Below are 13,659 nucleotides of genomic sequence, written 5' to 3'. Positions count from 1 at the left end.
TTGCTTGAGCCACAAAACAGAGCATATCTAACAATAGCATCCAAAAAATAGCATACAGATGAAAACAATAGAAAAAAAAGAACCGTTTTTACATACGTTGAATACACAAGGCAATATTTATGAAGAATTTTTGCCAGATCAAGTATTAACACACAAAAATCTAAATAAAGTTGTAAATTACTTCGAAGATCAAGACCGGTTAAGTCGTGTGTATTTAATTGGAGTGGGGATTGGTTGCGGAATTGATATTGTTTCATATTCTGAAAGCGAAATTGTAATTGGACAAGGCGTTGGTATTACCACCGACGGCGATATTATAAAAACAGAAACACGTAGATTTCAATATTATGGCGAACTAACGGATAGAGCGAACTACGCATTATTTGAAGGGAAACAGGTGTATGAGGTCTACGAACAAGAGGAAGCGGGGCGTCTAACAGACGAGCTTCCGCTTTCCTCTTTTACTAGTACAGAACCAGGATCACTCAAAGAGTATATTTTGGTAGCATATGTTGAAAATTACACAGAAGATGAAGGGTTGTGTGGCGGATCTGGTTGTGATGAAACAGGAAATAAAGTGTATAGCAATCTAAAATTCCTTCTCATTCACAAAAATAATTACAACGATCTCATCTCTGAAGACACGATTTATAGAAGTCATGATGTATTGGCGTATTACGATTCGTTACCAGAATTGTGTTTGCCACGCTTATTACTTACAAAAGATAATACGACTTCCGGAATATCCATTCATAATCAATTCAAAGATAGTTTCTTCCTCAAAGCCGATCTCTACAACGGAATTAGTACCATTATCAATAAATTTCAGCATCGTATCAACTTTGCAAAATTTGGTGTTACTATTGCCCAAATAGCCAACTATTTAGACGATATCTTTACTGTTGGAGAAGAACAATTTATCCAATACAAATACGATCTCTTAAAAGATTTAATTGATACCTATCAAGAAATCAGAGATTTGGTTTTGCATACACGATTTGAATGTGTTGCCAACATCAATGCATTTCCCAAACACTTACTTTTAGGAACGCTCGAATCTCAAACACGCTTACAAACGCGCCACAATTTCTATCCATCACCAACAGTTTCTGAAAATGAAGAAAATCTATTGGCAATCAGAGCATTGTGTATTCGTTTTTTTAATCAATTAAAAGAATACAAAATACCAAATGTAAGTACTGCAGCAATCAAAGTTACACCGTCAAGAAGCTACGAATTCAAACTTAGTGAACGAAGCATTCCTTATTATTACGAAACTAAAAATTCGCTAATTTCCAATTGGAACCCAATCGCTATACAACAACGCAAATCAAAACATCAATTAGGGTATCATGTATCTAACTTGGCAAATATTCCATGTGTACAAAAACCTTTAGAATATAATCATTTAGGGAAAGATTTCTATCGAATAGAAGGTCATTTAGGAAAAGACTTTCGCTTGGCATTGCGAAAAATAAACAGTTTAAAATCAAAATATAACTTAGCGTTTGATGTAAAAGCGGTTAGTATCGGTTTTCCTGTAAACAAAGTTACTTTAGACGATGATAAATGTGAAACGAAAGACTATTCCATCTTACTAAAAACTTGGGAGCAAGAATTTAACTGTACTGCAGAAAGCGCAACAGAATTTTTTCAAAAATATCAATACGACAATTTAGGTGATAATGATACAAGTACATCTGTATACTATGGATATGCAAATTACCAACCAATGTATGTACTTGAATTATTGAACAAAAGAAAAAAGAAAGCAAACGCAACCGAAGAAACTACAAATATTGACAAACTTGCAGCTAGAACAATAAACACAAATGTAGCGTCTGCAGAAGCGCAAGTAGAAGCTAGGTATGAATCGTCTATACAATATGCGATGGATCAAGCATACCAATATATTGGAAACCAAAATGTACCAGCAGGATACGTTTCGGGAGTTGCTTTGGGCATTATTGATGAAATTTTAGGGAATGTAAATCGTGACGATGACTATTTTTTCTATACAGAATCTGCCGTAAAAATTGTAGCAGGATTATCTGAAATCAAACGACTCTTTTTACAATCGTTAGATGAAATTTACATCACAGAAAAATGGACCGCACTTAACAATGCAATCGATGTATTATGTGCCGATGTTGACCAAGTATTATTTGCAATCTCTGAAGCTGGAGAAAACTCAACTTTTGGAAGCAGAACGCATGATAAAATGTATGAATATTTTATTTATGACCTTTCTAAATTATGTTGTTTAAAAGACAAATTTGCGTGGTTAAAAACTCAAATTGATGCTATTCGTTATGATATTTACAAAGAATTAATTCTATCTCGACTAATAGAAAAACATCCAGGAGCCGAACACATGGCAGGAGTACCAAAAGGAGGAACCTTTTTAATGGTGTACTTGGGAGGAACAGAAGAACTATTGGAAGATGATAGTATCCTACGTCAATTTAATGGAATTGTACAATTTGACTTTGCGTTACCTTACATGTGTTGCTCAGATTGCCCGCCCGAAACAATTGTATACAATCTAGAGCCCGAAACTACACTTACAATTGCAAAAACAAAGTATTGTTTACCTTTAGACGAAGGTCAAATAGATTTTATAATACAATCTTCAGGTGATGGTGTCGTAACTTCTCCACAAGGAGATGCATTCATCGTTGAAACTGAAAATGGGTACGCTTTTAATCCTGCCGCAGTTCCAGCAGAACTTACAGGAATAGCACTAACCTTTTTAGTTGATGGCAAAACACCTGTTACACCTGTAGAAATATATGTATATAGATTTCCGTCGGATATTGATGCTACCTATACACTCTTAAGTTGGACAGATACTGGGATTAAACTGGATTTATCAGTAGCTCATGAGGCTTTGGCATACCCGTATAATTTTACCTATTATTGGCAGCGTGAAGATGACTCTGAAATAGGTTTTGGAACTCATATTTCAGAACTTTTCTTTGAAACGGTTGACGAAACTTTTGTTGAAACATTCAAAGTAACTATTGGTATTGAAGGTGAACCAGATGCATGTTCTGTATTCGATACAACCACGGTAGAAGAAGCAAGACCTATAGAAATTAGTGTGTCGGTACCAGAAATTATTTGTCACAATTTGATGGAAACATCACCAGAATGGACGCAAGTACTTATTACTCCTTCTAATGGAATACTAACTTCTCCACAAGAAACCGTACAAGGACAAAGCTTTATTCTCCAAAATCAAAACGGAGAATATTTTATTGATCCTGCCAGAGTACCTAATGAATTAGCTGGAGAAGAAATTACATTTGCTGTTAACGGAACCAATGTATCTGGAGTTTCTACTCGTGTGGCAAAATTGCCTGTAGTTATAAATATTGATGAGCAAGGGGCGCCATTACAACCATATCTAGTTCAAGGTTGGGATGATACTGGTGTAAAGGTTAGTATCAGAGCAGCTCATCAATTTCAAGACAAAACATATATTGAATATCGATGGACAAACACTGATACTGGAGAAGTTATAGGGAATACACGATTTATTTCAGATATTATCATTCCAGCAGAAGAAATAGCGACAGCAAACTTAGAGCTACAAATGCGTGTCATTGGATTGGAAGATTCATGTACAGCATCTTTTTCAGTAAACTTTACCATTCCTCGTCCAACGCTAGATATTCCGACGGCAATATGTTTTGGAAGATCCATAAGCCTAGACGTAAGTACCGATACTAATATTACGTCTGAACAAGGAGATTTCTTCGAAAATATATCTGGAACTATCACTTTTGTGTCTACACTAGTACCAGATGAATTAATCGGGCAACCTATAGAAATTTTCATAGATAATGTATCTGTAGCAACAACGATTGTATATAAAATACCAGAAACGGTAACTGCTGACGCAGAAGTCGTAGGATGGGAAGGAACAGATTTAATTGTTAATCTTGTGGCAAATTACGAATTGCCAAACGTAAGTAATCCTGAAAATTATCTAGAGATCATATGGTTGAATGAATCAGGAAATCAACTATCTACAATTAATGAACACCGAATTCCTTCTACCAATGGAAATGTACAGCGAACATATATGGTAAAAGTGAGTGTACGAGCAGACTTAGGCATACAAAATCCTTGTGAAACAGATATGATTCCTGTGACTATCAATGAAGATGTACCTGTTACAATACCACCAAATCTTGGTTTACGAGAGAGTTATTGCTGGCAAAATGGAGAAATAAATGTTACCATTCCTGTAGTTCCAAGTCAATCTAGGATCGTATCTCCTCAAGGAAGTGTGTTTATTCAAGAAAATGCACAATCATACACATTCTTAGGGCATAATGTACCTGATAATTTAGCAGGTGATCCAATTGAATTTAGAATTGAAGGAAGTGTAACTGTTGTAGGCACAACTAGAGTTTATAAAATTCCTACTGAAAACTCAATTCAACATGATCGAGAAAATTCGCTATGGGGAAATGGTGTATACTTGATACGATTGAAGCATACATATAGTTCAGAAAACTATTTGAGCTATGAAGTGATTCGTAATGAAACAGGAGAACCACTAGAGCAAGACGTAAATGGAAGATTTATAATTCCAGCAGATACAAGTATCAACGAATCAGTAAAAGTGAGGGTATTTGTAGAAGGTGAGTGTAGTACAGATTCAATTCTTGTACCAATTGAAGATGCTAGAAATACAGACGAACCAGTAACAGATCCAACAACTCCTCAAGAACGTTTGGATTGTACTAAAACATACCAAGATCGACTTGATATTTTAGAAATATCTTTAGCATTGACCAACATTGAACAAAAGATTAAAAGTACAGCTTTTGAAGGTCAACTCAGAAGAGATATCATCGATCCATTTAATAATCTTAAAAACTTATTAACGAAATCAAGCAACTTGGACGCAGATATAGACAATGCAATCTCTGCAATTAATGAAATGCGTAGACGATTACAAGGAGAATTCCTATCTAAACCTGAGTTAATTAGTTTCAGAAAGCAATTTTTATTATTAGATGAATTAATGGAATTATTAACCTTAGAAATGCTGCGATGCACGGATGCCGTTACCGATAATAATATCGGATTAATTAATGAATTTTTTGACGCCTCTTTAGAAATCAATGGCGCCTATGATACCAACAGTCGAAGCAAAATAAATGATGTATATATTGAAAATTATACTTCAGGTTCTTCATTTGTAAGTGATAGATTCTTATTGAGTTTTAACAAATAAAAATGTAGATGCATACAATCCACGACATCGTATTTGAAGTTGATATTCAGGCAAATAACCACATGAATTCATGGGAAAAATACTATGTTGACTTTTTTCAGGATCAATTATTGCCTCGAGTTGAAGTTATATTTGATCAATGGAGTGCCAAATTCTCTAATATGGATTGTTCTATTGACACGTTGGACATAGCTGTTGAAACCAATAGTTTGAATTTGGAAGAACTACAAAAAGAAATCGTTCAACAAATTACTCAGCAATTACAAGAAATTCAGTTAGATGGGCGCTCATTTGATGGGACGCTTATCGCTGAATTTACTCGCAAAGATTCTCCTTTTGAGGCCTTACTAAGTTATCTTTCTAGTGGAATTTTGCCAAAACACATCTCTGTAAAAAAATTCAAAGAGTGGTTACAAACAATTAATGAATTTTCGGCGGAAGAAAAAACGAAGCTAACAGAATTATTAGCAGATGATTCGCAAGCTACATTGAGGTTACTATCATTACTGCGAAATGATTATGAAAAACTTTTTAAAGTAGTAAAAACAGCACAACAAATCAATTCACAATATGTGCAATTGCAAGAAAGTTTCTTCCTAACATTTATGCAAACCATGTGTAAAGTTCTCCAAATATCTTATTCTTATGAGGAAGCAAAAATTTGGTATATATCATTAGGTAAAAGCTCTTCTCTAAAACAGTTTGTAAACACATGGGTTCAGTTACTTACTTCTAAAGTACAAGTAGAGAATAAACAAATAGTACAAAAAAACACGAGTCAAATTCTAAAAGTATTGGTACAGTCAATAATTTGCTATGAGGTTAAAAAAAGCATCCAAATATCTAATACATCTATTGGGATCACGATTCATGATATTAGCTCGCCATTGAGCAAAAAAGAAGATAAAATTATTACAAAAGCAGTATCATCTGAAGAAATTGTCTCAAAATTAGCAAAAGACAAAATAGAGGATGAAACAAAGCAAAAAGAGGAAAATGCGACTCAAAAAAATACGGAATCATCAAACTCTATTAAGAAAAAAACAACTAGCATATCTTCATTAAAAGAAATACGCAACACTTCTGATTCCCATGCTAACAAAACCATAAAATCACTAGAGGAAAATAAACAAATAAAAAAATATCAATCAACTAGAAGTATGACAAATACTTTGTTAACTACCGAAAAATCAGGACTTATTCTATTGCATCCTTTTCTTGTTACTTTCTTGAAAGGAGCTGAATTAGTATCAGAAGAAAACAAAATTACTCATATAGAAAAGGCTTGTGTGTTGTTACATTATTTGGCAACCGAAAATGAAGAAGTAACCGATGTAGAACTTTCTCTTGAAAAAATCATGTTGGGGATTCCTGTAGAAACAGTCATTAACTATGAAGGAGCGCTATCTGACCAAGACAAAAAACTATGTGTAGAATTGCTTGAAGCTGTATTGCAACATTGGGTGGTTTTGAAAAAAAGTACAATCAATACATTGCGCGATATGTTTTTAAAACGCGAAGGTGAGCTAAAGTATACAAAAGATGATATACACCTAAAAGTTGAACGCGCTGCGCAAGATATTTTACTCGAAAAAATACCTTGGAATATTAGCCTCATCCGACTCAAATGGATGGAAAAAATTATGCACATCGAATGGTAACAAACCCTACTAATACTCTCTAAAATACATGAATACGGCGCGCGCTCAAAAGAAAAATAATACAAATTCGGGAAAATCTACTACTTCCGGAACGTTCATTGCGCCTAAGAAAAAGCAAAAAAAAGAACAAAAAGCAACTGACGATAAAAAAGCAGACATGTTTATCGTTGGAAAAGCAACAACACCTGCAACGACTTCCAAAACAAATGATGCAGTACAATCCAAAGGGAAAAAATCTGCTGGAACAGAAATTAAGGAAAAACAATCAAAAACACCTTTGACTATCGCAACAAAAGGAAAGCAAAATGTTGTTGCAGGAAAAAAGAAAAAAGACGAGCACAAAAAGGGTAAAGACAAAAAAGGAAAAACTCCAGAAGGCAAAGAAGCTGCAAAAAAAGAGTATAAGGTAATCAAAACACCTACAAAACCTGAAAATGACAAGGCATTTAAAGATACCATAAAGCATGTTAAAAATGTCAAAGAAGAACAGGAAACACACCCAAAATCAGAAACAAAAGCAGAAGAGGTAAAAGCTGCGGCTGTGTTACCTGCACAAGATCAGCAACAAGTAAACGATAGAGCAGCACATTATGGAAGCATGGAAGCGACTTCCAAAGAAGCTAGCAAAAAGAAATTTACGAAAGAAACTTTTAAAGAAGCACTCAAAAAAGAATTAGATACTTTAGAATCTAATTTGCCAACAGATGAAGCAAGTGCTAAGGAATTTGAAAAGAAAAAACCACTTGATAAGGTAAAAAATAATGTAAACAGTAATGTTTCTGAAGAAAAAGACAAACTTGCTGGACCATTAGCAGCCAATGCAAAAGACCCAAATCCGCCAAAAAGTACAGCAAAAACGGTAGAAGCAAAGCCAATTCCAGCAGAAAATATTGGAAAAACACCCAAACCAATCAATAAAAAGGCTGCAACGGTAAAACCAAAGCACAAAACGGAAATTTCCATGCAAAAAGAAAGCGATTCGCTCGACGATTACATGGAAGATAATAAAGTTACAGATACACAACTTCAAAAAGCAAACGAACCTAAATTTACCGAAGCACTCGACTCTAAAAACAAAGCAAAGGAAGAAGCTAAAAAAGCACCGCAAACCTATCGTAAAAAAGAAAATGTTATTCTCGGAGATGCGCGAACACAAGCAGAACAAGGAGGACAAGACAAGCTTGGAGCAATGTTCAATACGCGTAAAACCAACTTCAATGACGTTATGTCTGCACAAAATTCCAATGAAAGTGCCGATAAACAAGAACAGAAACGCATCAACAAAGAGTTTACGAAGATTTATGATAAAACCAAAGAAGCTGTAGGAAAACGTTTGGACAAAATATCAACAGATGTAGATGCGTATTTTGATGAAGGTGGCGAAGTGGATAAAGCTAAAAAATCATTCGAAAAACGAGTAGAAAAGAAATTGAGCGACATTTACGGTTGGACAACGATTGATGATAGTATTGCGAGTTTCTTTGCTGGAGAAGATGTCAACGCAGGTGCTGTGGAAGGTGTATTCCAAACGGAGAAAAAAGTATTTATCGACAAGTTAGATAAAATCTTTGATAAGATTTCAGGAGTCATAGCAAAAGGGTTAAACGAATCAATGACCTTAATTGAAAACGGTAGAAAAGAAATGAACGTTTTCTATGAAAGTTTAGACAGCAAACAAAAAGAGCTTGCCAAAGATTCGTTGGATACGTTTAATGACAAATATGCAGACCTTGAAGAAACTGTAGCTTCTAAAGAGCAGGAATTAGCACAAGATTTAGCGAGTAAATACAAGGAAAACGTTGACAGCTTGCGTGAAACGTTTGATGAAATCAAAGAACGTGTAAGTTCGTCGTGGCTAGAAGCAGCATTCAATTTCTTAAAAGGAATTGTAGAAACAATCTTGAAGATTAAAGATATGTTGTTCTCGTTAATAGCTGCGTTAGTTGATGCAATTACCGCAATTATCACAGATCCGATAGGTTTCTTGAAAAACTTATTCATGGGAATCAAACTTGGGTTTGAATATTTCTTTACCAACATCAAAACACATTTAATCACAGGATTAATAGAATGGTTGACAGGTTCGCTTGGCGGCGTTGGTATCACCATTCCAGACAATTTATTCAGCCTCAAAGGTATTTTTAATCTTGTGATGCAAATTCTTGGACTTACATGGGATTACTTTAGAAGTAAAGCAGTCAAACTCCTTGGAGAACCAATGGTTGCTGGTATGGAAAAAGCTGTAGAAGTATTTACAATTGTCAAAGAAAAAGGAGTAGAAGGCTTGTGGGAACATGTCAAAGAACAATTCAACGATCTCAAAGAAGTGGTCATGGATGCCATTCGTGACATGGTCATTACCAAAGTAGTAGAAGCAGGAATCAAGTGGATTATGGGACTATTAAGTCCTGCAGGAGCTTTTGTCAAAGCAGCAATGCTCATAATAGACGTTATTCGATTTTTTGTAGAACGTGCTGCACAAATATTTGAACTTGTTACAGCTTTCATCAATGGAATCAAGGCATTGGCTTCTGGTGGTATTGAAACCCTAGCAAAATCTATTGAAAAAGCTTTGGCAAAAACACTACCAATACTCATCGGTTTCTTAGCCGCTTTAGTTGGAATCACTGGCCTTACAGGCAAAGTACAGAAGATTATCAAGCGTATCCGCAAACGCATTGATAAAGCCATTAACAAAGTCATCAAGAAAGCAAAAAAAGCGTTCAAAGGCTTGGTGAAAAAAGGAAAAGCAAAAGCAAAAGGCGCTATTTCAAAAGTATTAGAATGGTGGAAAAAGAAGAAAAAATTCAAAACTTCCGACGGAAAGAAACATACGTTATACTTTAAAGGAAAAGGTAAGAATGCTAAACTCATGCGTGCAAGTAGCAATCCTAAAGAACTGACAGATTTCTTAGCTTCGTTAAAATTGGCAGACGACGATCCGCGTAAAGCAAAAGAAACTCGCGTTTTACAATTGGTTAGTGAACTCAAACTAATCACAAGAACTCAAGGAGTTTCAGGGAAAGCAGAAAATACAGATTCAAAAGTAGAAAGAGAGATCACTCAAAAAATGACAGATATTAGTGTTCTTTTAGTTGATTTGGTTGGGTTATCTGCTGCTGATACGCCTGCTACTGCAGATTGGAAATTTACAAAATCAGGAGGCAAGAAAAGAGCTCAAGTAGACCAATTAAGCCACAAAACAGCTACAGGTGGTGGAGCCGCCGCTGGTGATACGCCAGAAATGACATTCGTAAAAGGGCAACCTTGGGTACGAATGCATTTAATTGCCAATTCAATAGGAGGTAAAGGAAAAATTGCAAATTGGGTGCCAGCGCCTATTTCAATCAATTCAGGAGACGCTATTCTACATAGTTTTGAGAAATCATCGGAAGATTTGGTAAGAGCTAAAGAAATACCTAAATCAGCAGGAGTTCGATATAAACCGCCTAGAGATAAACAGCCCAATGTAATTTGGGTTGATGTAAGAGTAGTCACAAACCATCCGCCAAAACCAGAATATGATAACTTGACAGAGTTTGCACATAAAATATTATTCAAATTTGGAGTATATATTCCGCCGCAACCAGGAGCTACAAAGTGGACTAAAGTGCCAAAAGCATTATCAACACAATATGTTGAAGTAGATCCGCCTCCAACAACAACGAGTGGTATAAAAATCAGCTCGAAAGCTGTAGGTAGAACAGAAATGCTTAAATCAGGGAATAGTCATTTTAAAAATTCAACCTATGGACAAAGGTTAATGGAATATATAAAAGCTGTTAAACCATTTACTACTTGGGATCAATTAGAGCAAAAATTAAAAGAAAAAAATGGAAGAGCTAGAACAGCGCTACTCACGGATTCACTAATCGAAACAATCATAAACGATCTAAAAGGTGATGACAATATCTCTATTTGATTTTTGTAGCGTATTTTTAGTAAGAATATAAATTTACATGCAATATGGAAGTATATATTGAGAAGTTTGAAGCAATGCATAATACTATTTATAATCTTGTCCTAGAAGATGATATTGACATACTATCTGGAGAAGGGATAAATATGGAATACATTGAAAAGTATGAAAAAGAGTTTAATATTACCTTGCCCAAAGACTTAAAAGAGTATTACTATTACTTCAATCATCAACGAGTAATTTGGTCAAAAGAACTTGTAGTTGATGGACAAAACATGGTAGCAAAAGGTCATTTTGAAACTTTAGATATTGAGAATGCATTAGCGAAAAAAACGTATTTTAAAAATGCTCATGGAGAAGAAGATTTAGATTTTTTTTGGCCAGAAAACTTGAATGAAGAAACGATACAAAAACTAAACAACTATTTTCCTTTTGACGATTTAGGGTTAGGATATTTTACACTTTTCACAGTGCAAAACAATAGTTACAGTCTACACTTATTTGAACCCAATGGTGAAATTACCCCTTTGAAGCTTGATATTTATCAATACATGGATTACGTACTTGATAATTATGGACTTAATATGTGGACACACTTCATCAAAGAAAATACAAGTGAGCACACGTTAGACTTTTACAATACATTCTTTATAAGCCAACTCCAAACGATTAATAAGGAGGTAAAAATTTCTAATTATAAGCAAACAGAAAAAGAATTAAAAAGAAGCGAAGAAAAATATACAGAGTTATGGGATGAGCTTCAAAGCACATTGGTGAACAATGAAAACATCATGATTCCACATATCGAAAAAAATCCACCCATAGGGATATTATCATTATTAAAATCTGAACAAGTTATAGGTTTTAGTTTGCCGAAAGAGATAAAAGAACTCTATTTAACAATGAATGGATTTGAATTCTCCTACTTTTTTGATGAAGAAACCTATATAGAAGGAAACGCACGAATATTGAAGTTGGAAGAATTAATGGGTGGTTTACACGGAACATACCGAAGAACTTGGGGAGAACATTCAGGTGAAAATTTGGTATGGCAGTCCAATTTCGTAGTGGAAGATCCGTCGTATGTGGAAGCAGTGCAAAACTTGAAAGTGCTAGAATACATTACACCGACTCTTTTTTTATGCGTAAAATTTGACAAAGTTCATGAATCGTATAATTTATACTTATGTCAATATGATGATCCTATGCGCATTGAGCTGAGTTTTGAAGAATATATACAAACGCTTTTTGAGATAAAAGGAATTAAACATTGGCAATATTATTATACACATAAAAATGATTTTCCTTCTTTAGACTCTTTAAATCATGTACAAAAAGAGTACCTAACAGTTTTTAGAAAAGAACCAGAATTAACACATACGATGCGTATGGATTGAATTTAAAAACAGAACATTAAAAAGGAAAAACACTCTTTTATAAAACACACAAATCCGTTTATTTTATGGAAAACAATGATTGCAAAAGCAAAAATTACTAAAAAATGACAACCGAACTTATAGCATACATCAAACAAGCCGTACGATTCCGTTTGGTAAATATCTCTGGAAGTGATGAAGAAATTCAATTCCCAACCTTTGACTTTGCCAATGACGACTCAGAATTCTCAAAATTTGTGACTGAAAACAATTTTCAAATCTTTGAGATATTAATTTTATTGATATCCATGCTTCCTTATATTGCGCCTGGCTTTTTAACGAATATTCTTTCTGAGTTCTTTCCAGATGGAAGCGATTTTCCAGAATTTGGTGGTGTAAAAGGAAAACAATATCGCGGCATCATTCCTACAGGCGAAACTGCAATTTTCATTGTAGTGGGCGATAATTATCGTGCACGAAATCACATCATTTCAATTTTTAATAAAGAACATGTTTTTTACAAAAACTCTATTCTTAGTTTAGGAAATGTGCCTGAAGGCGAACCGAAAATTAGTGGCGCTTTATTATTAGATATAGAATATGTAGAACTCTTTGTATACGGTGCAGTTTCCAAACCCAAACTTAGCCAAGATTTTCCAGCAGAACTGTTAGAAACCGAATTAGAATGGGACGATCTGGTATTGAATGAAAAAACACAAAAAGAAATCAACAATGTGTTGGTATGGATGGAACATAACAATCGATTGCTAAATGAATTCAATATGAGTGGAAAAATCAAACCTGGTTATAAAGTCATGTTTTTTGGTGCGCCAGGTGTTGGAAAAACACTCACTGCAAGCTTAATGGGAAAACATACAGGAAAAGATGTGTATCGAATTGATCTTTCACTCGTAATCTCAAAATACATTGGAGAAACCGAAAAAAACCTTTCACAACTCTTCAACAAAGCCAAAAACAAAGATTGGATTCTTTTCTTTGATGAAGCAGACGCCATTTTTGGAAAACGTACTGGCGTACGGGATGCACATGACAAATATGCCAATCAAGAAGTATCCTTTTTACTACAACGAATAGAATCTCACTCTGGATTAGTGATTTTGGCTTCTAACTATCGAAGTAATATTGACAAAGCCTTTACCAGAAGGTTTCAATCCATTATTGACTTTGAAAATCCTGGAGTGCCAGAACGCATTGAATTATGGCAAAAAAACATTCCTGCTGCCTTTATGAGTGAAGAACTAGATATTCAGAAAATTGCAGAAACACACGAAGTTACAGGCGCAAACATTGTCAACATTGTGCAATATGCCTGTTTGCAAGTCTTAGCGGAAGGCGGGACACAACTCACTAATGACATTCTAACTCAATCCATTCAGAGAGAATTCATCAAAGAAGGAAGAATGGTATAAGAATCACATAAAATCTACT

The 13,659-nt window shown here is 34.7% G+C and carries 5 protein-coding genes; all 5 read left to right on the top strand.

Annotation, left to right across the window (positions count from 1 at the left end; genetic code table 11):
* Positions 1–58 precede the first annotated feature (58 nt).
* The 5 genes from AA088_RS08905 (at position 59) to AA088_RS08885 (ending at position 13,640) form a co-directional block, all read left to right on the top strand.
* Complete coding sequence (locus AA088_RS08905) at positions 59–5,254, top strand: hypothetical protein (RefSeq protein WP_046744645.1); 5,196 nt, start codon at positions 59–61, stop codon at positions 5,252–5,254.
* Between the two features lie 8 nt (positions 5,255–5,262).
* The gene (locus AA088_RS08900; RefSeq protein WP_046744644.1) at positions 5,263–6,915 is read left to right on the top strand and encodes a contractile injection system tape measure protein; all 1,653 of its coding nucleotides are present in this window, start codon (positions 5,263–5,265) and stop codon (positions 6,913–6,915) included.
* 28 nt (positions 6,916–6,943) lie between these two features.
* Positions 6,944–10,837 carry a phage tail protein gene (locus tag AA088_RS08895; RefSeq protein ID WP_046744643.1) on the top strand — a complete coding sequence of 1,298 codons (3,894 nt, stop codon included), beginning with the start codon at positions 6,944–6,946 and terminating at the stop codon, positions 10,835–10,837.
* Between the two features lie 44 nt (positions 10,838–10,881).
* Entirely contained in the window at positions 10,882–12,231 is a 1,350-nt protein-coding gene (locus tag AA088_RS08890) for a hypothetical protein (protein WP_046744642.1), read from the top strand.
* Between the two features lie 104 nt (positions 12,232–12,335).
* Entirely contained in the window at positions 12,336–13,640 is a 1,305-nt protein-coding gene (locus tag AA088_RS08885; protein WP_046744641.1) for an ATP-binding protein, read from the top strand.
* The last annotated feature ends 19 nt before the right edge of the window (positions 13,641–13,659 follow it).

The organism is Kordia zhangzhouensis (assembly GCF_001005305.1).
Taxonomy (GTDB): Bacteria; Bacteroidota; Bacteroidia; order Flavobacteriales; family Flavobacteriaceae; genus Kordia; species Kordia zhangzhouensis.
Note: the sequence above shows the minus strand (reverse complement) of the source record. Positions and strands in the feature narration are given on the sequence as shown.

Bases quoted from the DNA above. Each gene is read 5' to 3' on its own strand.
- AA088_RS08890 (WP_046744642.1), top strand. From the start codon at position 10,882: ATGGAAGTATATATTGAGAAGTTTGAAGCAATGCATAATACTATTTAT.
- AA088_RS08885 (WP_046744641.1), top strand. From the start codon at position 12,336: ATGACAACCGAACTTATAGCATACATCAAACAAGCCGTACGATTCCGT.
- AA088_RS08895 (WP_046744643.1), top strand. From the start codon at position 6,944: ATGAATACGGCGCGCGCTCAAAAGAAAAATAATACAAATTCGGGAAAA.
- AA088_RS08905 (WP_046744645.1), top strand. From the start codon at position 59: ATGAAAACAATAGAAAAAAAAGAACCGTTTTTACATACGTTGAATACA.
- AA088_RS08900 (WP_046744644.1), top strand. From the start codon at position 5,263: ATGCATACAATCCACGACATCGTATTTGAAGTTGATATTCAGGCAAAT.